Annotated in this window: 28 protein-coding genes and 1 pseudogene; 27 read left to right on the top strand and 2 right to left on the bottom strand. The window is 70.9% G+C overall.

What is annotated here, in order from left to right:
* Positions 1-129: 129 nt before the first annotated feature.
* Positions 130-1683 carry a LacI family DNA-binding transcriptional regulator gene (locus ACWF94_RS10430; protein ID WP_453486675.1) on the bottom strand — a complete coding sequence of 518 codons (1554 nt, stop codon included), beginning with the start codon at positions 1681-1683 and terminating at the stop codon, positions 130-132.
* Between the two features lie 338 nt (positions 1684-2021).
* Positions 2022-2501: a helix-turn-helix transcriptional regulator gene (locus tag ACWF94_RS10425; protein ID WP_453486672.1), complete on the bottom strand. Its 480-nt coding sequence runs from the start codon at positions 2499-2501 to the stop codon at positions 2022-2024.
* 191 nt (positions 2502-2692) lie between these two features.
* Here ACWF94_RS10425 and ACWF94_RS10420 point away from each other — a divergent pair.
* The 27 genes and pseudogenes from ACWF94_RS10420 to ACWF94_RS10290 form a co-directional block, all read left to right on the top strand.
* A pseudogene (locus ACWF94_RS10420) lies at positions 2693-2866 on the top strand (helix-turn-helix domain-containing protein); the annotation flags it as partial.
* A 27-nt stretch (positions 2867-2893) separates the two neighbouring features.
* The gene (locus ACWF94_RS10415; RefSeq protein WP_453486677.1) at positions 2894-3211 is read left to right on the top strand and encodes a hypothetical protein; all 318 of its coding nucleotides are present in this window, start codon (positions 2894-2896) and stop codon (positions 3209-3211) included.
* A gap of 248 nt (positions 3212-3459) precedes the next feature.
* Entirely contained in the window at positions 3460-4335 is an 876-nt protein-coding gene (locus ACWF94_RS10410; RefSeq protein ID WP_453486670.1) for a hypothetical protein, read from the top strand.
* Positions 4328-5404: a YqaJ viral recombinase family nuclease gene (locus ACWF94_RS10405; protein ID WP_453486669.1), complete on the top strand. Its 1077-nt coding sequence runs from the start codon at positions 4328-4330 to the stop codon at positions 5402-5404. The genes ACWF94_RS10410 and ACWF94_RS10405 overlap by 8 nt, the downstream gene beginning before the upstream one ends.
* 3 nt (positions 5405-5407) lie before the next feature.
* Positions 5408-6400: a recombinase RecT gene (locus tag ACWF94_RS10400; RefSeq protein WP_453486667.1), complete on the top strand. Its 993-nt coding sequence runs from the start codon at positions 5408-5410 to the stop codon at positions 6398-6400.
* A 94-nt stretch (positions 6401-6494) separates the two neighbouring features.
* On the top strand, positions 6495-7235 hold the full coding sequence (locus ACWF94_RS10395) for an exonuclease domain-containing protein (RefSeq protein ID WP_453486664.1): 741 nt from the start codon (positions 6495-6497) through the stop codon (positions 7233-7235).
* A complete protein-coding gene (locus ACWF94_RS10390) occupies positions 7232-7474 on the top strand; it encodes a hypothetical protein (protein ID WP_453486662.1) in 243 nt (80 codons plus the stop codon). Before ACWF94_RS10395 ends, ACWF94_RS10390 begins: the two co-directional genes overlap by 4 nt.
* Positions 7467-8147 (top strand): hypothetical protein, encoded by a 681-nt coding sequence (locus tag ACWF94_RS10385; protein WP_453486659.1) that lies wholly within the window; start codon positions 7467-7469, stop codon positions 8145-8147. Before ACWF94_RS10390 ends, ACWF94_RS10385 begins: the two co-directional genes overlap by 8 nt.
* Entirely contained in the window at positions 8144-8644 is a 501-nt protein-coding gene (locus tag ACWF94_RS10380) for a RusA family crossover junction endodeoxyribonuclease (RefSeq protein ID WP_453486656.1), read from the top strand. Before ACWF94_RS10385 ends, ACWF94_RS10380 begins: the two co-directional genes overlap by 4 nt.
* 645 nt (positions 8645-9289) lie before the next feature.
* Positions 9290-9637: a WhiB family transcriptional regulator gene (locus tag ACWF94_RS10375; protein ID WP_453486654.1), complete on the top strand. Its 348-nt coding sequence runs from the start codon at positions 9290-9292 to the stop codon at positions 9635-9637.
* Entirely contained in the window at positions 9618-9875 is a 258-nt protein-coding gene (locus ACWF94_RS10370; protein WP_453486651.1) for a hypothetical protein, read from the top strand. The genes ACWF94_RS10375 and ACWF94_RS10370 overlap by 20 nt, the downstream gene beginning before the upstream one ends.
* 13 nt (positions 9876-9888) lie before the next feature.
* Complete coding sequence (locus tag ACWF94_RS10365; protein WP_453486650.1) at positions 9889-10341, top strand: hypothetical protein; 453 nt, start codon at positions 9889-9891, stop codon at positions 10339-10341.
* Positions 10338-10592, top strand: a complete 255-nt coding sequence (locus ACWF94_RS10360; protein WP_453486648.1) for a helix-turn-helix domain-containing protein — start codon at positions 10338-10340, stop codon at positions 10590-10592. Before ACWF94_RS10365 ends, ACWF94_RS10360 begins: the two co-directional genes overlap by 4 nt.
* 11 nt (positions 10593-10603) lie before the next feature.
* The gene (locus ACWF94_RS10355) at positions 10604-10768 is read left to right on the top strand and encodes a hypothetical protein (RefSeq protein WP_453486646.1); all 165 of its coding nucleotides are present in this window, start codon (positions 10604-10606) and stop codon (positions 10766-10768) included.
* A 68-nt stretch (positions 10769-10836) separates the two neighbouring features.
* Positions 10837-11154, top strand: a complete 318-nt coding sequence (locus ACWF94_RS10350) for a hypothetical protein (protein ID WP_453486645.1) — start codon at positions 10837-10839, stop codon at positions 11152-11154.
* Positions 11155-11328: 174 nt separating this feature from the next.
* Positions 11329-12816 (top strand): hypothetical protein, encoded by a 1488-nt coding sequence (locus tag ACWF94_RS10345; protein ID WP_453486642.1) that lies wholly within the window; start codon positions 11329-11331, stop codon positions 12814-12816.
* Positions 12813-13259 (top strand): hypothetical protein, encoded by a 447-nt coding sequence (locus tag ACWF94_RS10340; protein WP_453486639.1) that lies wholly within the window; start codon positions 12813-12815, stop codon positions 13257-13259. Before ACWF94_RS10345 ends, ACWF94_RS10340 begins: the two co-directional genes overlap by 4 nt.
* Positions 13256-13750 (top strand): hypothetical protein, encoded by a 495-nt coding sequence (locus tag ACWF94_RS10335; RefSeq protein WP_453486637.1) that lies wholly within the window; start codon positions 13256-13258, stop codon positions 13748-13750. The genes ACWF94_RS10340 and ACWF94_RS10335 overlap by 4 nt, the downstream gene beginning before the upstream one ends.
* On the top strand, positions 13747-14241 hold the full coding sequence (locus ACWF94_RS10330; protein WP_453486636.1) for a DUF6011 domain-containing protein: 495 nt from the start codon (positions 13747-13749) through the stop codon (positions 14239-14241). The genes ACWF94_RS10335 and ACWF94_RS10330 overlap by 4 nt, the downstream gene beginning before the upstream one ends.
* A gap of 174 nt (positions 14242-14415) precedes the next feature.
* A complete protein-coding gene (locus ACWF94_RS10325; protein ID WP_453486633.1) occupies positions 14416-14787 on the top strand; it encodes a hypothetical protein in 372 nt (123 codons plus the stop codon).
* A complete protein-coding gene (locus tag ACWF94_RS10320; RefSeq protein ID WP_453486630.1) occupies positions 14784-15005 on the top strand; it encodes a hypothetical protein in 222 nt (73 codons plus the stop codon). Before ACWF94_RS10325 ends, ACWF94_RS10320 begins: the two co-directional genes overlap by 4 nt.
* An 89-nt stretch (positions 15006-15094) precedes the next feature.
* A complete protein-coding gene (locus ACWF94_RS10315; protein ID WP_453486628.1) occupies positions 15095-15556 on the top strand; it encodes a hypothetical protein in 462 nt (153 codons plus the stop codon).
* Complete coding sequence (locus ACWF94_RS10310; protein ID WP_453486625.1) at positions 15553-15912, top strand: hypothetical protein; 360 nt, start codon at positions 15553-15555, stop codon at positions 15910-15912. Before ACWF94_RS10315 ends, ACWF94_RS10310 begins: the two co-directional genes overlap by 4 nt.
* 175 nt (positions 15913-16087) lie before the next feature.
* Positions 16088-16600, top strand: coding sequence for a hypothetical protein (locus tag ACWF94_RS10305; RefSeq protein WP_453486623.1), 513 nt, complete (start codon positions 16088-16090; stop codon positions 16598-16600).
* 12 nt (positions 16601-16612) lie between these two features.
* Complete coding sequence (locus ACWF94_RS10300; RefSeq protein WP_453486620.1) at positions 16613-16954, top strand: hypothetical protein; 342 nt, start codon at positions 16613-16615, stop codon at positions 16952-16954.
* Positions 16951-17301 (top strand): hypothetical protein, encoded by a 351-nt coding sequence (locus tag ACWF94_RS10295; RefSeq protein WP_453486617.1) that lies wholly within the window; start codon positions 16951-16953, stop codon positions 17299-17301. The genes ACWF94_RS10300 and ACWF94_RS10295 overlap by 4 nt, the downstream gene beginning before the upstream one ends.
* Before the next feature lie 244 nt (positions 17302-17545).
* Positions 17546-18610 (top strand): IS110 family transposase, encoded by a 1065-nt coding sequence (locus tag ACWF94_RS10290; RefSeq protein ID WP_453486615.1) that lies wholly within the window; start codon positions 17546-17548, stop codon positions 18608-18610.
* The last annotated feature ends 405 nt before the right edge of the window (positions 18611-19015 follow it).

Genomic DNA, 19015 nt, shown 5'->3' with positions numbered 1-19015 from the left:
TGGGTTCAAATCCCGCCACCCCGACAGTGAAGTACCAGGTCAGGGCCGGTTCCCTTTCGAGGGGACCGGCCCTGATTGCGTTCCAGAAGCGTTCTGGATGTCAACTGGATGTGATCTTGGTCAGCCGTGTCACGCCTCGGCGGCACGCTGCTGCAACAGCCTGTCCAGCACCGGGACCGGCGAACGCGGATGCAACAGAATGCGGGCGTCCAGCGACTCGTACCAGACCTCGGTGAGCTGATCCATCAGCGTGGTCCGCATTGTGTCGGTGACGTGGCTGTAGCGGGCGCTGACCGATCCGTCCTCGTGCCCCATCCGCTCGTCCATGAGGACCTTGGGTGTGCCCAGCTCCTCCATCAGCGTCCGGTGGCCGTGACGGAGGCCGTGGCGCGTGAGACGGTCCTTGATCGGCATCCAGCACGCCTCGGCCCGGTTGGCGGCACCCCGGCCGCGCACGGGTACGCCGGGGAACCCGCCTGTCACGGGGACGGGGTGCGCGTCCTGCGGTGCCTTCTTCGGGTACCAGCCGGTCGCGGCCGGGGTGAAGATCCACGTCGCGTGCCCGCTGCGCCGCCAGTGGGCCGCCTCGCGGGCCGGGCCCGCCTGGCGGACGAAACCGACTTCGGCGATCGACTTCTCAACACGCTCGCGTGTCGCCTGGGCGACCCTCTCCGGTCGGTTGAGGACGTTGGAGACGGTGCCGGTCGAGACGCCGGCCAGGTCGGCAACCTGACGGAGGGTCGGTCCCTGCTGGCGGGAGCCGCCGACGCCCCTGCCGCTGTATACGTACGTGAGGCCATGGCAGGGGCAGGGCGTCGGCTTCGTACGGGCGATGTGGTCGCCGACTAGGCGCGAGAGGAAGGGCGGGGAGTCGATGGTGCGATAGCTGTCGTCCTTCGGCGGGCAGCGCACCAGCTCACCGCTGTCCAGCTCGTACAACTGCCACTCGACCCGGAAGGCGCGCGACTCGGGCCGGGCGTACTGGGTCTCCAGGCCGACGAGTTCGCCCCAGCGTTTGCCTGTGTACGACTTGTGGATCTGCGCCACGAACTCGTCGTCACGGCCGGACAGGAGCGACGCGCGTTCGGCTATCAGGAGGGAGCCGAGCATGGTGGTGATCTGCTTCTCGGGACCGCGCCGCTGACTCCGGCCGTGACGGCGGCCCCGGCCGCGGCGGCGTTCGGCGGCGTTCTTCTCGGCGTGGCCGGCGTCGACCGCGTCGGCGAGGATCAGGTGGAGGAGCGAGCGGTACGTTCGGACGCTGCTCGCCGCGCACCCCTGACTCAGCTTCTCCCTCTCCCAGGCGTTAACCATCGGCGCGGTGATGTCCCGGATGGCCTGGTCGCCGAACTTCGGCAGCAAATGGGCGAGGCTGCGCGGGTAGTTCTGCATCGTTGAGTCTGCGAGGCTCTGCTCCTCCAGCCACTTCTTGGCGAACTCGCCGAAGGTGACGAGGGCGGCGGCCCGCTCCTGCTCGGGAGGGACCCAGCGGCCTTTCTTCGCTTCCTCGAACGCGCTGGCTTCAGCCTTCTCGGCCGCCTTCTGCGCGGTGGTCTTCGTCGGGTACCGAACAGCGCGGCCGTCCTGGTCCACCACGTAGTCCTGAGCCTTGCGGTCGGGGCGCTGGTAGCAGGCCCGGAAGTAGGTCTTCCCCCGAGCCGTGCGTTTCTGGGCGTATGCCACCCTCACCCTCCTAATCCGACGAAGACGCTCATCACCTGGTCAACGGTGTACTGCCCCCGCGCCAGGACTGCGGTGATCCCCTGCTCTTCTTGCGCCGTGAAGCAGGTCGCGTTCAGGAGGAGGAGGCCCGGCTGCCGATCGTGGTCGATCCAGGCAATGACCTCGCTCGGGGCTCCCGACACACGCTGCGCACGACGGCAATGACCTGCCATCCGCACTCCCAACCGGCCTAACAAATCGGTGGGTTACCCGATCGGCACATTTAACCGCGACTTAACAGGGAGTGGCAAAGATCACTAATAAATATCCCAAAAACACCCAATTGGTTTAATTGTGAGCTAATCGTCAATTATCGCTACGTCGATCCTCAGTGATCTCAGGGCGGCCAGAAGATCTTCCTCCGACTTCCCGCTCTCGCCCCGGATCACGATCGTCGCCCGCACGCGCCCCGACGGCGTGCGCACGTCTGCTACGCGCGAGTCGAGCAAAGGCCCCTCCCTCAACGACTGCTGCACATAGACCGAGAGGTCCGACAGCGGATCGCGGCCGGCCTTTGGCTCGACCGACTGCCCAGGGTCGGCAGCGGCGTACACCGGCTCACCTCCGGCGAGCACCAGGGTGATGGAGTCGTCCGTCCATCCGACGAGCCGCGCGTACGCGCGAACGGTCGTCGTGATCTTGGCGATCGAGCCCTTCTCGATGTTGCGCAGCGCTCCGCGCTTCACACCGATCTTGTCGCCGACGTCCTGCTGCTCCATACCGTGCTCGGTTCGTGCCGCTTTCAGCTTCTCGCCGAGCCGTGCCCAGTCTCTGGTCATGGAATCCATGATGCCCCACGACCTTGCAACAGCAACGGCGTACGAACAGCGCATACGGACTTACTTGTTGCGTCATATTCCCAAAGGTGTGCCTGGTGTACATACCCCCATCCGTGTTCATGTTCAGAAACTGAACGCAGAAGTACCCCAAACGTCTTGCTTGGGTGATCGCGTATGTCTAGTCTCTGAACGTGACACCGAACGGAACGGCCATCCGGGCACTGCGTGAGGTTCAGTCTCTGAGCCTTCGGCGTGTGGCTCTTCTGGCCCGAACCTCCGCCAGCCAGGTCTCGCGCATCGAGCGAGGCAAGAGCGGTGCCGGGGATGCCTTGCTCAACCGCTTGGCGGAGGCACTGGCCGTTTCCGTGGACGACATCACCCGAGGAGAAGTCATGTCGACCAGAGAGGCGGCCCCCGAGGGGGCCGCCAAGAAGGCGATCCCTAAGAAGTCGACGGCGAAGCGGGTCGGTCGCGAGGTGCCGTTCCCGGGCACCCCGGAGGGCGCGATCTTCCACTACACCCCGGAGGAAGCATCCCGCTTCCTGCCGTGGTCCGAACTCCAGCTCAAGCGCAAGGCGTACGCACGGGAGTTCCCGTACAACGGCGGGGCTTCCCGCGTGACCTTCACCGGCCTCGACATCCGCGAGATCAGCGCGATGACCGCCGTGCGCCCGCTGGCCGAGATCGTCCAGCGCCGCAACGCCTCCTAGGCAACTAGGCGACCGCCGGGGGACGACGGGCCATGCCGGGCCTTGATCGCCGCCCCCAGCGTCGCCGGAACCTCAACCACTCGAAATCGAGGAACCGTGAGCAAAAACTGTACCGAGCACAACCCGCGTACCTGCCACCTGTGCCGCCCGCTGCGTCACCCCTCGCGCCTCCAGGTCCGCCGGGCCCTGGCCCGTCTCCCGCGCCAGTCGGCACCGGCCAACCAGCGCCGCGACGGCGGTGGCCGCTGATGGCACGCACCGGAACCCACGTCCTTCCGCGCCACCAGATCCTCGCGGCGACCATGCGGGCGGAACGCGGCACGTGGAAGCTCGTCCACGTCTACCCGTCTGCCGAAGGCGGGAAGAGCGCCGCCCGCCGCATCCCCACCGCGCTGCGGATGCCCTCGTACGAGCCCGCTGGCGCGTACGAGGCGTACTCCGCGCCGCACGAGAACGGCGGAACGGCGGTGTGGGCGCGGTACACGGCTGGTCTGACGACGGTGCCGCCGCGCCCCGCGTCGATGACGTACCGGGTGTGCGACCGCGGGTCGGGCCGGGAGTACGTCGGCGTGCGCATCGTCACCGTCACCGTGTCGGCCGAGTGTCCCCGGTGCGGCGGCCCCCGCGCGGAGGCACGCCCGATCCGCTTCTCGGAGGACGGCGAGTGGTACGTCGTGGACGAGTGGGACAACGGCTGTGGCCACGTCGACTTGTATACGGCGGTCCTCGCCGAGTTCCGCAAGCGGGAGGCCGAACTCGAAGAGGCCGAACAGCGCGACGCGATCCGCGCCTTCAACGCCGGTCCGGCCGAGGCGGGCGAGTTCACGGACGCGGTGCTCCTCCTCAACGGGGCGGCGGCCGAGATCCGTGGTCTCCACGCCAAGCAGGCTGCCGTGTTCCTCGACATGCGTGGCGAGAGCGAGGCGGCCCGCCTCGTCCAGGAGGAGCTGACGAAGCGGTCGGGACGGATGTCCGCCCGGCAGGCCGCCGTGTTCCTCACCGAGCTGGCCGACGCCCGCGCAGCCTGCACGGCGTGCGACGACGGACGCATCAACTACACCGCCCGAGACCGCGAGTTCGTGTCCCTGTCGTGCCGCACCTGCCGGAAGGTCGCCAATGTCTGAGCTGCTGACTCCCCCGCTGTTCGACCTCGGCGACAGCGCGCCCCGGGGCCTGGCCGACGCGCCCACCGCGCGTCTCCTCCTTCCCGCCGACGCCCCGCGCGAGCTGTGGGAGGCCACCCGACGCCTCGGCCTCGGCGGCTCCGACATCGCCGGAATCCTCGGCCTGGGCGGCAAGTACACCGGTCCGCGCCACGTCTTCGAGGAGAAGCACGGCCGGAGCACGTTCAAGGGCAACGAGGCCGCCGAGATCGGTACCGAGATTGAGCCGTTTCTCGCCCACCTGTTCACGAAGCGGTCCGGGATCGCGACGGCCGAAGCGCCGGGGACGCTCATGCACATCGATCACCCGTGGATGCGGGTGAACGTCGACCGGTTCACCTTCGAGCGTCCAGGCCCGGCTTCCGGTGTGCTGGAACTGAAATCCCGCAGCGAGTACCAGGCGGAGCAGTGGGAGGACGGCAAGGTTCCCGACGCCCCCGCGATCCAGTGCCACTGGGGCATGGCCGTCGGCGGCTGGGACCACGGCTTCGTGGCCGCGCTCGTCGGAGGCAACAAGTTCCGCTGGGTGCGCTTGGAGCGCGACGAGGAAATGATCGCGTACCTGGTCGACTACTGCGGGAAGTGGTTCGAGCGGCACGTGGTCGAGGGGATCGAGCCCCCGGCCGACGGCCTGGAAGCGACCACCGATCTGCTGGCCAAGCTCTGGTCCGTGAAGGCCGAGACCATCGCCGAGATCGACGTGGCGAAGGCCAAGGAGCTGCGTGCCAAGCACGCCGACGTGAAGGCCCGCGAGAAGGCCATCCAGGAAGAACTCCGCCTCGTTGAGAACGAGATGAAGCTGCTCACCGGCGAGAACGAGATCGCCAAGTCGGGCGGCAAGCCCGCGTGGACGTGGAAGGGCAACGGCACCTTCGCGTCGAAGCAGTTCGCCAAGGCCCACCCGGACCTCGTCACCAAGTACACGCGCATGGTGCCCGCGCTCGACGTCGACCGGCTCAAGGCCGAGGAATCCGCGACGTACGAGAAGTTCCGCGCCCGCCGCCTCGTCGTACCCGCGAAGGGAATCTGACCCATGTCTCTGTCCACCCTCAAGGCCCGCGTGATCGCGGCGACCACGGAGCAGCCGGCCGCCGACGCGACCGTGCAGGCTGTCGCCGAGGACACCAAGGGGTCGATCCCGGCCCAGCTCCACACGTCGGCCCAGGCCGAGGGCGACGAGGCCGCCGACATGGCCCTGTCGTGGCTGGAGCAGTACGGCGACGACTTCACGAAGGCCCTGCCGTCGCACATCGACGTCAAGGCGTTCCTGTCCGCCGTGCGGGCCGCTCTGCCGGGCCTGGTCTACTGCACCCCGGCTTCGCTCCGTCAGGCGCTCCTGACATGCGCCCGGTTCGGTCTCGTGCCGGACGGCCGCCACGCGGTCATCAAGCGCGAGGGCAAGACGGCGGTGTTCGTGCCGATGGCCCAGGGCTACGTCGAGCTGATGTACCGCTCGGGCCGGGTCGGCTCGGTGCACGTCGGGATGATCCACGAGAACGACGAGTGGAACTACGAGCCCACCGCCCCGGCCCCCTTGGACTTCACGCACCGTCCGGCCGTCACCAAGTCCAAGAAGGACCGGGGTCCGGCGATCCTGGCGTACGCGTTCTGCTGGATGGCCTCTGGTGCTCGCTCGCAGGTGATCATGCTGTCCCGCGAGGACGCGGAGGCGATCCGCGACGAGTACAGCTCGGCGTACCGGCGGGCCGTGGAGTCGGGCAAGGCTGACTCGTTCTGGCACACCGACTTCGACGCCATGTGGCAGAAGTCGCCGCTGCGCCGCCTGCACAAGGTCGTCCCGATGTCCGCCGAGCTGGTCGCCCTGCTCAAGGCGGACGAGGCCGGGGACGCCGGCGAGGTCCAGATCATCCACGCCCCGGCCGAGGAGACGCGACTCCTGGCCGAGGCCGACGAGGCCCACGAGGGGGCCGAGGAGTCGCAGGACCCGCAGGAGACCCGCACCCGGCCGCTGCCGCGCAAGCGGTCGCAGCCGAAGCGCACGACCCGTCGGAAGCGGCGCGGGTGATTCCCCTCCGCCGCCCCTTCCCCGTGGGGCCCCGTCACGGCCGCTTGGTCGTGACGGGCCCCGCGGGCCGCGAGACAGAGAAGAGGAGCAGCCGGTGAACGACGGCTGGACGACGAAGCCCCTGGTGGGCTTCGACATCGAGAGCACCGGGGTGGACCCGGAGGCGGACCGGATCGTCACGGCGGCCGTGGTGACGTACAACGCCGGTCGGCCTGTCCAGACGATGACGTGGCTGTCCGACGCGGGCGGCGTGCCGATCTCGCCGGGCGCCACCGCGGTGCACGGGATCACGACGGAGGTAGCCCGCGAGTCGGGCCGCCCGGCCGCCGCGGTGGTCGAGGAGATCGTCACAGAGCTGGTGGCCGCCGCCGAGACCGGCTGGCCGATCGTGGCGATGAACGCGCCGTTCGACTTGACGATGTTGGAGCGGGAGGCCGATCGGCATGGCTTGCGCTCCCTGTTCGCGGCGTCGGTGCCGCTCGTCCTGGACCCGCGCGTGCTGGACAAGCAGGCCGACCGGTACCGGCGTGGCAGCCGACGCCTTGAGGACCTGTGCCGGACATACAACGTGGTCCACGGCGGCGCGCACGACGCCGGAGCGGACGCGGTCGCCGCATGCACGGTGACCCTGGCGATCGTCGACGTGTACCCGTGGCTGCTGGAGAAGCCGCTGGAGGAGTTGCACGAGTACCAGGTCCGGTGGGCCGCTGACCAGCAGGCCGGGCTCCGCGCCCACTTCGAGTCGACCTCCGGCAAGGGGGGCCTGGCGGCGTCAGTCCGTACGGACTGGCCGATCGTCCCGGCGCGGTCCCGAGCCGAGGGGATGAGCGGGTGAACGGGCTCTTGGCCGTCGTCTCCGCCGTCGGCGTCGGCGTCGCCGTGGTCTGCCTGCTGTTCGCGGTTCTGCCTGGTCGGAGCCGGTCCAGCGCCCGGTACGCGTCGTTTCGCGTCGGGCCTCTGCGGGTCTGGTGCCCGGCCGAGGAGGCGATGATGCCGCACCTGGTCGATGCCGGCGGTCGCCAGTGCCTCTCTTGCAAGACCACCACCCGGACCCCGGAGGACCGCCATGTATGAGCCGTTCGGGCCGGAGTATGTCCGGCCCGCACAGGTCGAATGCCCGCGCTGCTCGTGCTGCTCCACGGATCTGTGCGAGCGGGGCCGGTACAGCGTGTTGCGCTGCTACGGGCACACGAGCGACGAGACCCAGGAACTGGTACGCGCCTGCCCGTGCTCGGCGGAGACGACGCGGCACACGACGTCGTGGCGGGCCGCGCAGGTGAGGGTGACGCGGATGGCGCGGCAGTTGCCGCTCCCGCCGGGAGCGGAGGCACTGCTGCGTGCGCTCGCGGCGGGGCAGGTCGTCTCGAACCCGACCGAGGTCTCGCAGTTGAAGCTGCGGGCCCTTGCGCAGGTGCTCGACGCCCGGCCGGCGATCACCGATTTGGGCCGTACGTACCTGCGCGCCCGAGACGGCGTCTGGGAGCCGGCGACGGTCCGGGTGCTCGACATCGACGTGTCCACCCGCACGGTGCTGGTGGAGTGCGGGGCGTGGAAGCCGGGCGTGGCGGTGACCGTGCTCTTGGACCAGATCCTCAGCGAGTCCGGCGTCGCCGTCGGCTCGGTGCCCGGGTGGCTGTCCGCTGACGCGAATGTCCAGGCGGAGGACGCCGACCAGATGGTGATGGTCGGCGTCCGGCAGGCGAAGCCGCTGGTACCGAACTGGATGCGGATCGGTGGTGACGAATGAGTGAGGCGGCCAGCCTCCTGCCCGCCGGTGGCCCGGAGGTGGACAAGAAGCGGGCCCGGCTCCTCGCCGAGGTCCTGGCGCCGGGCGTCACGGAGTACGCGGTTCTCGTGCTGCCCGGGGATCCGCCGAGCAAGGCCCGGCCCCGTTTCGGGAACGGGCGGACGTACAAGACGGACGTCGACACTGCGGCGGAGGACCGTACGGGCTGGCAGCTCCGGCGGAGCTTCCGGGAGCCGTGGAGGGGCAACTTGGCCTTGGGCGCGGTGTTCTTCCGCCCGGACCGGCAGCGGATCGACGTCGACAACATGGTCAAGCACGTCGCGGACGCCGGGAACGGCATCGCGTGGCTGGACGATGCGCAGATCACGGCTGTGTATGCCGTGGCCGAGCTGGACGTCGAGCACCCGCGGACGCTGATCGTCGTCGCCCGGCACGTCTCCTCTCTGGACCGGTCGGACGTGGTGGGCAAGATGCCCCGGCCTCGCAGGGCGGGGTGAGGGTGTGACGTCGGAGGTGATCGCTGCCGCTCTCGACTCCGTCGGCGAGTCCCGGCCTGGCGCTGTTGCGCCCGGCCGGGGCCACCCTGGTTCGGCCGCCTCATGGGAGGACGTATTCGCTCTGCGGATCGTCGCCGTCGATGGCGGCCATGTGCATTGGACCGGTTCGACCGGATGCCGTACGCCCATCGTCTCGTGGCGCGGGCAGGTCGAGACGGGCTATCGGCTGGCGTTCCGCGGGCCGTGCAGGTCATGACGGAGGCCGGGAAGTCGTCTGCCGTCATCAGTGAGCGGCTGGGGATGGCCGCGCGGACGGTGGATCGCTGGCGCGAGGAGATGGGGCTCTCGCCATGTGGCTGATCGACGTGTTTCGGGCCTACGCCACCGTGGTCAACGCCGTGGTCTCGACGGCCCACGTGTGGGTCCCGCTGCTGCTCGGCGCGGGCTCGCTCGGCTGGAACGTGCGGCGGGCACCCCGCCGTCGACGGCACCGCCGGCCGTGTCCGGATGTGTCTGGACACGACGCGGACAGCCTCCCGGACATAGCCGCCCCGGCGCCCTCTCTACAGCCCTGACCAGCGCGGACACGTGCTCGGACATGCCGTGGGGTCTGTCCGGACACGGCGACGAAGCAAGGAGCCGATCATGCCGCGAATCCCTCACCCCAACGACCACCGGACCCTGCCCCGGGCGCATCACTGGAGCGACGGCGCGGCGTGCGCCGGTCTCGAGACCGCCCACTTCTTCCCCGTGGGGAAGGGCGGCGTGCCGGCCTCCGTGCTGGCAGACGACGCCAAGGAGATCTGCGTCCGCTGCCCCGTGCGGGCCGAGTGCCTGGGGCACGCCCTGACGTTCCGCGAGGACTACGGCGTGTGGGGCGGCCTCGACGAGGACGAGCGCGCCGATCTCCTGCGGAAGGCCCGGCGTGCGGCGGAGAAGCAGCGCCGCCAGGAGCGGGAGAAGGAGAAGGCCGATGGCACCTCGGCGGCGTAGGGCGGCCCGGAAGCAGTCGGTGCCGAAGCTGGACCCGTCGCCGCTGCCGGTGAACGGGCTCCTCAACTGGGGTTCGTCGGCGCACTGGGACCCGCAGAAACGGCCGTGCCGGTACTGCGGCAGTCCGACGCACCTGCGGGACGACAAGGGTGTCCCGGCCGACAAGGTGTGCGCCGAGGCGTCCCTCGCCGACATCGGCGACATCGTCCGCACGTACAGCGCGCAGAGGCAGCTGTGAACCGGAGGCGGGCGTGCTGAGCCCGGGTCTGCTGACGCTCTGGACGTGTCAGGTGATGGAGGCCGCCCGCGACCAGGACGAGGACTTGGCCGGCGAGATCACCGCGCGGATCTCCGACCAGGGCGATGCCCTCGACCTGCTGGCCGCGTGCCGGGGGATGGCCCACGAGGCCCGCCAGGCGCTGCTCGTGCTGTACCGCGGCCCGAACTTCGACCGGGGCGAGGCGTGGGTGCTGAACGAGTTCGGTGACGCGGCCGACGACCCCGCCCGCCTGTTCGCCGCGCGCCTGGTCACCGCGTACGCGAATCGGGACCACGACCACGTCACCGCCCTCGTAGCGGCGGCGGCCGGAGCTTCACCCGCTGAACGGGCTGAGTCGCTTCGGTCGCTGGTGACCTACGCGGCCGAGCTGGACGCTCGCGCCGCTCGATACCACCACCCAACGGAAGGAACCGAGCACCCATGAGCACTGATCAGAGGACCCCTCTCCAGGAGCGGCGCGGCGCCCGTCACGAGCTGACGCGGCGACCGAGGCTGCGCGGCGAGGACCGCGACCGGGTCCGCGCCAAGCTGGCCGAGAAGTACGCCGAGAACGCGTCGATCCGGAACCTGGCGGCCGAGTACGACCTGTCGTTCGGGCTGACGCGGACGCTGCTGCTGGAGGCCGACGTCGAGCTGCGCCACCGCCCGCGTCGTCTCACGGCGGCCGGCCAGTGAGAGCCGGACGTGTGGACCCCGTCGCCCGCTTCCTGCTCGGCCTCGCCGGTGGCGCCCTCGCGTCCGGCGTCACGTACGCCATCACCACCGTCCCGCCGTGGTGGTGGGTCGTCGGCCTGGTCGTCGCCGTCCTCATCTGGTTCGGCGAGCTGATCCTCGACGCCGTCCTCGACTGACCCCGTCCCGTGCCGCCCCGCCCACTTGAGGCGGCACGGCCGGCTACCCCCTTGGAAGGAGAACGCGGATGCCTCAGCGCTCGATCTGCATGGACTGCCGCCGCGAGGTGCTGTGGACCGTCACCGACGCCGGGAAGCGCATGGCCGTCGCCCCGGAGCCAGACGAGTCGGGGAACACCGCGGTCTATCGCGACGGGACGGGCACCCGCCGGTCCCGGCGCCCCTCCGAGGAGCTGCCGCTGATGGCCTGGGAAAAGCTCTACATCCCGCACGTGGCGACATGCCCGGCCCGGCAGCGTCCGGCCACACAGCAACGCCCGGCGGTCCTCCCACCGGGCGTTCTGGACCTGGCCGCGTACCGGCGTAGGACCAGCGGCCGGTCATGAGGTTGATCTACGCCGACGTTTCGGCGAGCCGGGCTCAGCTTGCCGGAGCGGACCAGGCACCGGCCGGCGGGCGCTCGGGCCGTTTGGCGACCCGCCCTCTGACCCCACCGACAGCACGATCGAGAAGAGACACCATGACCGACGCGGCAGCAGCCCCCAGGCGGTGAGGGCCCGATGAGCCTGTATCCGATCCTGTGGGCCGCCGACCACGCCCCGGTGCGCGATGCCGAGGAGCGCGCGATCCTCGTCGCCCTGGTCATCAAGGGAGACTTCGACGGCTGCAACTGCTTCCGCTCGTACAAGACGCTGGCGGACAAGGCCCGGGTCGACGCGAAGACGGCCGGCCGTCGGTGCCGCGAGATGGAGGCCCGAGGCATCCTCAAGCGGCAGGAGGAGCACCGCTCGAAGGCGTGGCTGGCGATCCCCGAGAAGCAGCGGCCGGTCATCTGGGAGGTCATGATCCCGGCGGAGTGGTGGAGTGCCGCCCAGCTCGCCGACATCAACGACCAGCGGGCGAGCCTCGGACGTCCCCCGCTGACACCCCAGAGCCGGCCCGCCCTGGCCCCCGCCCCGCCGAAGAAGGCCCGGACGGACAAGGGCACGAAGCGGCCGAAGAAGGACGGCCAGACGCGTGAGCCGGATGACGTCCAGTCGGGTGACCCAGGGACTACGAGTCCCGGGGTGGACCCAGGGACTACTAGTCCCCACCCCCAGGACTACGAGTCCGTACCCCAGGGACTTGTAGTCCCACAACCTTCTGAGTCACCTTCCGAGTCACCATCCGAGAACAACCGCGCTGTCGCTGACGCCGTCGGCAAAAGTGCAGGCGGTTGCGCGTCTGCGGGCGCGAGCGACGGCGCGGCTGGTGAAAGCGGCCAGGCCGAAGGCGGCTCCGCCGCGTCCGGAACGACCCTCCCCACCCAGCGCAAGAAGTCTCCCCGCCCGGCCACGACGAAGACCCGGCCCCGCAAGGAGTCGCCCGGGTTCGAGATGGTCCGGGCGGCGGTCCCGGCCGCCGTTGCTGCTCCTGGTACGCGGCTGTACCCCGGGCTGCACCGGGCGATCAACGACCTGCTGGACGGCGCCCCCGGCATCCCGCGCCGGACTCCGGAGCAGGTGATCGCCCGGCTGAACCGGCGCTGGTACGGGGAGCACGCCGAGACCCGCGCGGCGGCGGACTACCGCGGGTGCGAGCGGTGCACCGCTTCCGGCTGCACGGCACCCCGCAAGGGTCTCGAGGACCCGGGGGGCTGTGACCGGATCATCAACCGGAACTCGTGGCTCGCTGCCGCGCTTATCACCCAGGACTGCCCCGACCCCGGGTGCGAGGACGGGCAGATCATCGGCGGCGGCCAGTGCGTGACCTGCAAGCAGCGGCACGAGGAGCACCGCAGGGCCGCCCGCGCGGTCGCTGACGCCGCTGCCCGCTGGGAGTCCGAGATCGAGGCCCGGCAAGCCGCTCAGGGCGTCGTGGACGCGTGGACGGCGCAGGAGGCCGCCGAGGAGGCCCGGTACCGCCGGGCCCTTGATGAGGCCGGGGTGTGGGGCGTGAAGCTCGACCACCAGGTCAACCGGCACATGACCGGCTGGCAGGAGCGGAATCCCCGCCCGGCGGCCCCTGCTGCTCACGGCACCGACGAGCGACAGGCGGTAGGCGCGTGAACCCGGAGTTCCTCCCCGCGATCGGGGCCTCGCTGCGGACGCTGTGCGAGTTCGCCGCCCGGCACGACGTGAACGACCAGACGCTGACCGAGTTGGCGGCCGAGATCGACAAGGCCCGCGCGGCCGTCGCCGCCGCCCTCGGCCCGGCGCGGGCGAACCGATGCCTGCGGCACCCCGGCAGCCCGATCGACCCGTCCGCCGAGAACGGGTGCCTGCTGTGCGGGCCCTCCCAGCGGCGGCCGGCCCGCCCCATCCCCGAGGACTTCGTGCCCGGCGACGTGCTTCGGCACATCGAGGAGCACGGCCAGGACGCGGCCACCGAGCGGTACGGAGCGCAGGCGGTCACCCGCGCGCTCGTCCTCGGCGACCGTCACCCCTCCACCAGGCATCTCGCCGCCCCCGCGGCCGAGCCGCACCACGACGAAAGCGAGAACTCACCATGACCACCCGACAGTTCACCGTCAGCCAGCTCGCCGGTCTGGGCGTTCCGCCCGACAGCCCGAAAGACGTCACGTACAGCGAAACGGTCCTCGCCGACGAGCCCGTGGCCACGCTCAAGTACAGCCAGCAGCGCAGGTGCATCGTCCGCGACGACGATGACCGGACGTGGGCGGTGACGTACGAAGCGCAGCTCGACGCCGGTAACTACGAGGTCGGCCCGCCGCCGGACCACGGCTGGTTCGGCAACACCGTCGAGGCCGTCGAGGTCGAGCAGCGGTCGGTCATCGTTGCCCGATGGGAGCCGGTCCCCGACGAGCCGAACGTCGAGCGGTCCCGCCTCGGCGCGATCGACTCGCTGGCCGCCGTCTGGGAGGAATCCGGTGCCCGCACGGCGGTCGCCCGCGAGGCCGCCGCCGAGTGGATCATCGAGCACGCCGACGAGGTCGCCCGCCTCCACGACGAGTACCTGGACTCGTTGGAGGGCGACCGATGACGACCATCGACTGGCCCGAGCTGGACGCCATCGAGGCGGGCTACTACGCGGTCCTCGACCCGGCCGACCCGGGCACCGTCACGTACTGGCGGCGCACGCGCACCGCCCGGACGAGCACGCTCAAGCCATGGCCGGCGAAGGCGTGGTACGGCCCGGCCGTGCCCCTGCGCGCCGACGTCCCCACCGAGCACGCCGCCCGCCACCTGTTCGTGGCGGCCTGGTCGCGGACCCGGCGCGCGTACCTCGACCAGGTCGTGGCCGCCATCACGGCCGGGCCCGAGGTCGCCGCCCGCTGCTTCGCCGACCTTCGGTTCCGCTGCTGGTCCTGCGGGCGCGCCCTGCGCGACGAGACGTCGAAGACGCTCGGAATCGGCCCGGAGTGCCGCACCGGCATGGACCCCGCGGTCCTCGCCCGGTACTGCACCCCGGAGGTCGGCCGGCTCCACGCCGAGCACCTGGCCGAGCTGCGCGCCGCCGAGGCCGCGAAGTGACCGGCCAGTTCTGCCGCGCGGCGCGTACACGGCGACGCCGTGCCGGTCCGGCCGGACCCCGAAGCCGTCTCGCTGGTACCTGGGCGGAGCCTGCTGGGCCGCCCTCCCTGAACTCGCCCGTAGGGCCCTGAACATCAACAGCGAACAGCCTCTGGAAGAACTGGAGATCACCTCATGACGTGGAACGAGCGCATCGGAATCGCCGAGGCCCTGGACGCCGCTGGTTGGACCGGCGACATCCTCGACCCGCGCGGCCTGCTCAAGCACCCCTCGGGCGCGGTGTGGGCCATGGTCAGCGAGACCGGCGTCTGCGTGCTGGACATGTCCAACGCCGGGGCCAGCGTCGCCTTCCCGAGCAGGGTCCCGGACTCGGTGGTGATCGCCGCGTGCCTGGCCGCCGCCGGGCAGCTCGACCCCGGCCGGGACCGCGTCGAGCTGGAGGAGCGCGCCGCCTGGCTGGGCTGCCTGGAGTCGGCCGGCCTGGACAACTGGCAGGGCGTCGACGTCGCCCGCGAAATCCGCAACGAACGGGAGACCAGCAGGTGAGCACGCTGCCGATGCCGGAGGAAGAGGCGCAGAACCGTACTGCGGCCGTCGTCGCGCTCCTCGCCGAGTGCGTCACGACCCAGGAGAGGAACGCACTGAGCGGGGTCGCCCTGCGGGCGAAGTACGTGTGGCGCTGCCACCTCTGCAAGAAGAACCACTACCTGACCGGCGAGAAGTGCGCGTGCGGCGCCAAGCGGCCCGCCAGCCTCCCCGGATGACCGAGCGCCACGAACCGCCTCGACCCCCGACGCTATCGGGGGGCGAGGCGGCCCGGAACACCGTACGACGACCGGAAGGACTCCACCCGATGCCCGCCCCCGAACCTCAGGTCATCCTCGAAGCGCTGGCGCACGGCGTCGTCGGCGACGTCCAGCGCGGCCTGGAAACTCTCCAGCCGATCGTGGACGCTGGACCGCGCTCCACGTACGCGCTCCTCGGCTCCCTCGCCGAGACCGCGTCCAAGGAGGTGCGCGAGGCCAACGGTCCCGGCATCTTCTACGGGCTCGAACTCGAAGGCCCCGACGGGCCCGTCAACATCGACGTCCTGCCGCCGCCCGTCCAGTTCGCCGCGCAGTTCATCGCCGCGTGGGCGAATCGCGACCAGGACGCCGCGTACGCCCTGTTCTGGGCGGTCGCCGAGCCCTCCGACCGCGACGGGACCAGCGCGCTCGCCGACTGCATCACCGCGGTGTACGCGATGGCCGTCCCCGTCGCCGAGCACGCCGCACGGCAGCAGCGCGGTCGCCGCGAGGAAGGACCCACCGAGTGACCAACGCCCGGACCATGATGATCACGCTGTACGCGATCGGCTACATGGTCGCGATCTTCGCCGGTTCTTCCGCGCTCGACGCCGGTGACGACCTGTACGCGGCCGGCCTGTTCACCACATCGGTCGGGCTGCTCCTCGGCATACATCGCGAGGCCCGCCACGCCGCCCGCCTGGTCCGCGTCGTCGCGGCCTACCGGCACGGCAGCGAGTTCCCCGGCCCTGTCGCCGACCTCGCCGAGATCGAGCGCGCGACCGCCATCCCGCCCGGCTGCCACTGCGAGACCTGGTGGACCAGCCTCGGCGGCCACCACTCCCTGACGTGCCCGGCAGTCCCCGCCCGAAGGGACACGAGGTGAACCAGCCACCCCCCGCGTCTCCGAGGAGCGGCTTACCGCAGCCGTCGAACGAGTGCGTGCGGCACGGGCCGCGCTCCGCTGAACCCCTACCATCCCCCGGCACCACCGAACCGAAGGATCGGCATATGACCCAGCCCCCGACGCCGCGACCCCCAAGGCCGAGCAGCCCCAGACGGTGCTGCCGCCGTTCTCCGGCAACGAGACCGAGTGCGCGATGTGCTCGAACCTGGACGCGTTCACCGTCTTCCGCCAGGCGACCGCCCACGTGATCGAGGAGTACAACGGCCGCCTGGAGCGGCGCGGCCCGCTGCCCAAGCGGCTTGAACGCCGCTGCCAGCGCTGCGACTACCAGTGGGACGAAGCGCTCAACCCGTCGGCCGGTGTGAGGCCGGCCACCCCTCAGGAGATCGCGTACGCGCTCCAGCAGTCCCACGCCGGATGGGCGCTCGACCTCTCCCCACAGTGCGCCCGCGACATGGCCGACCGGCTGGCGGAGATGCTTCACGTCCTGGTCCGCCTCGACCACCCGATGTGGCTGCCGCGCCCCGGCCGCCCGCTCCTCGTCCCGCCCCCGGCGGCAGCGATCCCGGAGGACAACACCGGGCTGACGTCGGGCGCGCCGATCGTCTACCACGACCAGCAGCCGCCCGCCGGGGCCACCGGCTTCACGCGGGCGGTCGAGTCGTGAACGCGTCCGGACATGGTCGGCGGGATTGTCCGGACACCCCTCAACATCGGCGAGACGCACGACTGCGGACCCCTTCCCATCAGGGCGGACACCGTCCGGACACGTCCGGACACCGAAGGGCCGGACCGCGATCCGGGTGTCCGGTTCGCGTACCGGGCGACCGTGCCCCGCCACCTGATGGGCGCCGCCTTCACCGAGGCATTCGGCCACCTCGCCGACGCGCTCCAGTCGCCCGAGGAACCCAAGCCGCCCGCGCCGCTGGCATCCCCGGCACGCCGCGACCAGATCGCCGAAGCGGTCGCCGACGCCTACGACCTGCCCCCCGACATCCTTCGGAAGGACCCCACCGCATGACGCCCGAGCAGGCATCCGCCCGCGCCGCGCTCATCCTGATCGGCCGCCTGGTGAAGCTTCACGGCCTGACCGTCGAGGAGGCCGTCACCGCGGTCGCCCAGCGCCGCCGCCGGGAAAGCGGCCGGCACACGCACCTGGTCGTCGCCGAGGCCCGCGCCGTCATGGCCGAGGCGATGGCGCCGATCCGCGCAGCGATCGAGGCGTTCCGGCCGATGGCCCAGGCCGCCGCCGCGGCGATGGCCGTACTCGACCGCGCCCTGCGGCAGACCGCCCCCGCCGCCACGGCGACCCGCCACGACCGGCCCGCCTGGGCGACGCCGTACGGCCCGCCACCGCGCCGCCGCTGACCACCGCCTGACAGTGAGGATGTAGATGGCACCGCTCGGGGGTCTGACCCTCCGCCTGACTGACGCTCCGGCTGTCCTTGGGTTGAATCGTCGGCCGTCCGGGCGGTGCCGCCAGGTACTGCGCCGGTCGGGAGCTTGTGACCTCATAGGAGCCCGGCCAAAGGTCCCGTCACTGTCCTGTCCTGCTGCCCGACCGGCGCGTGCCATCCCTCGCACGTCGTACGGAAGGACAGCGGTAACCAGCATGGCAGAGCGGATAGCGGTGGTCGGCGGTATCGACACCCACACCGACTTCCACCAGGCCGCTGTGATCGACTCGATCGGCCGTCACCTGGACACCGAGACGTTTCCCACCACCCCGGACGGCTACCGTCGACTGCTGGACTGGCTGTGCTCGCACGGCGATGTCATGGCGGTCGGGGTCGAGGGCACTGGCGCCTACGGCTCCGAACTCGCCCGCTTCCCGCGGGCCAGCCAGGTCACCGTGGTCGACGTGGACCGGCCCGACCGCCGGGCCCGTCGCAGGAACGGCAAGTCCGACCCCGTCGACGCCTACGCCGCGGCGGCCGCCGTGCTCTCCGGCCGGGCCGGCGGCACCCCCAAGACCCACGACGGCATCGTGGAGGCCATCCGCGCCCTGCGCGTAGTGCGCCGCTCGGCCGTCAAATCCCGCACCCAGACGATCAACCAGATCCGCACCCTCATCGTCACCGCGCCCGGTGAGGTCCGCGAGAAGCTGCGCGGTCTGGCCACTGCGGACCTGATCCGCCACCTGGCCCGTTCCCGGCCCGGCACAGACATCGCCGGTCCGGCCTGCGCGGCCAGGACAGCCCTGCGCCGCCTCGCCCGCCGCTACCAGTACCTGACCGAGGAGATCACCGAGGCCGACGCCGAGCTGAAGCCCCTGGTCGCCACCGTCGCCCCGACACTGGTCGAGTTGCTCGGCGTCGGCACCGAAACCGCCGCCCAACTCCTGATCACCGCAGGCGACAACCCCGACCGGCTCAAGTCGGAGGCCGCGTTCGCGCACCTGTGCGCGGCAGCGCCGATCCCCGCCAGCTCGGGCCGCACCAACCGGCACCGCCTCAACCGCGGCGGCGACCGCCAGGCCAACAACGCACTCCACATGATCGCCCTGGTCCGCATGCGCTACGACCAGCGAACCCGGGACTACGTCGCCCGCCGCACCACCGAAGGCATGTCCAAGAAGGACATCCTGCGCTGCCTCAAACGCTTCATCGCCCGCGAGGTCTACAAGCACCTCACCAGCCCATCAACCACACCGAAATCGCTTCTCCAGACCGCTTGACGATCTATAGGAGCTTCAGCCCGGACACTGTCCGGACACCGAGCGCGGCCCCTCTCCCCACTGCGGGGAGCAGGTGCCGCGCTCGTGCGTCGTGGACCCGTCACGCCCCAGCGCCCAGCGCTGTGCACTGGCGCCACGAGCCAATCGCCAACCGGGAGACCGGCAAGCGACCGATGTGACCTGCGTCATGCGAGCTGTGGTCTTCCGGAACAGACCCGCGAAGGCCGCGCGCCCAACCTGGAGATCCACCGAGAAGGAGCCCCACGTGAACACCAACTCCACCGGCGCAGCCGCCCGGTTCGCCGCCGCGTACGCCGCGCTCACCGCAGCCCACGAAGTCGGGGATTACATCGTCCAGCGGAACACCGACGCCCTCGCGAAGGGCCGGCACGGCCCGGAAGGGGC

The organism is Streptomyces sp. NPDC055078 (assembly GCF_053607985.1).
The sequence above is the reverse complement of the archived record's forward strand: the minus strand, read 5'-3'. Positions and strand labels throughout refer to the sequence as shown.

Bases quoted from the DNA above. Each gene is read 5' to 3' on its own strand.
- ACWF94_RS10375 (WP_453486654.1), top strand. From the start codon at position 9,290: ATGCCGCGAATCCCTCACCCCAACGACCACCGGACCCTGCCCCGGGCG.
- ACWF94_RS10385 (WP_453486659.1), top strand. From the start codon at position 7,467: ATGTATGAGCCGTTCGGGCCGGAGTATGTCCGGCCCGCACAGGTCGAA.
- ACWF94_RS10315 (WP_453486628.1), top strand. From the start codon at position 15,095: ATGCCCGCCCCCGAACCTCAGGTCATCCTCGAAGCGCTGGCGCACGGC.
- ACWF94_RS10330 (WP_453486636.1), top strand. From the start codon at position 13,747: ATGACGACCATCGACTGGCCCGAGCTGGACGCCATCGAGGCGGGCTAC.
- ACWF94_RS10325 (WP_453486633.1), top strand. From the start codon at position 14,416: ATGACGTGGAACGAGCGCATCGGAATCGCCGAGGCCCTGGACGCCGCT.
- ACWF94_RS10400 (WP_453486667.1), top strand. From the start codon at position 5,408: ATGTCTCTGTCCACCCTCAAGGCCCGCGTGATCGCGGCGACCACGGAG.
- ACWF94_RS10415 (WP_453486677.1), top strand. From the start codon at position 2,894: ATGTCGACCAGAGAGGCGGCCCCCGAGGGGGCCGCCAAGAAGGCGATC.
- ACWF94_RS10405 (WP_453486669.1), top strand. From the start codon at position 4,328: ATGTCTGAGCTGCTGACTCCCCCGCTGTTCGACCTCGGCGACAGCGCG.
- ACWF94_RS10295 (WP_453486617.1), top strand. From the start codon at position 16,951: ATGACGCCCGAGCAGGCATCCGCCCGCGCCGCGCTCATCCTGATCGGC.
- ACWF94_RS10350 (WP_453486645.1), top strand. From the start codon at position 10,837: ATGCCTCAGCGCTCGATCTGCATGGACTGCCGCCGCGAGGTGCTGTGG.
- ACWF94_RS10290 (WP_453486615.1), top strand. From the start codon at position 17,546: ATGGCAGAGCGGATAGCGGTGGTCGGCGGTATCGACACCCACACCGAC.
- ACWF94_RS10380 (WP_453486656.1), top strand. From the start codon at position 8,144: ATGAGTGAGGCGGCCAGCCTCCTGCCCGCCGGTGGCCCGGAGGTGGAC.
- ACWF94_RS10345 (WP_453486642.1), top strand. From the start codon at position 11,329: ATGAGCCTGTATCCGATCCTGTGGGCCGCCGACCACGCCCCGGTGCGC.
- ACWF94_RS10335 (WP_453486637.1), top strand. From the start codon at position 13,256: ATGACCACCCGACAGTTCACCGTCAGCCAGCTCGCCGGTCTGGGCGTT.
- ACWF94_RS10425 (WP_453486672.1), bottom strand. From the start codon at position 2,501: ATGACCAGAGACTGGGCACGGCTCGGCGAGAAGCTGAAAGCGGCACGA.
- ACWF94_RS10300 (WP_453486620.1), top strand. From the start codon at position 16,613: ATGGTCGGCGGGATTGTCCGGACACCCCTCAACATCGGCGAGACGCAC.
- ACWF94_RS10360 (WP_453486648.1), top strand. From the start codon at position 10,338: ATGAGCACTGATCAGAGGACCCCTCTCCAGGAGCGGCGCGGCGCCCGT.
- ACWF94_RS10410 (WP_453486670.1), top strand. From the start codon at position 3,460: ATGGCACGCACCGGAACCCACGTCCTTCCGCGCCACCAGATCCTCGCG.
- ACWF94_RS10370 (WP_453486651.1), top strand. From the start codon at position 9,618: ATGGCACCTCGGCGGCGTAGGGCGGCCCGGAAGCAGTCGGTGCCGAAG.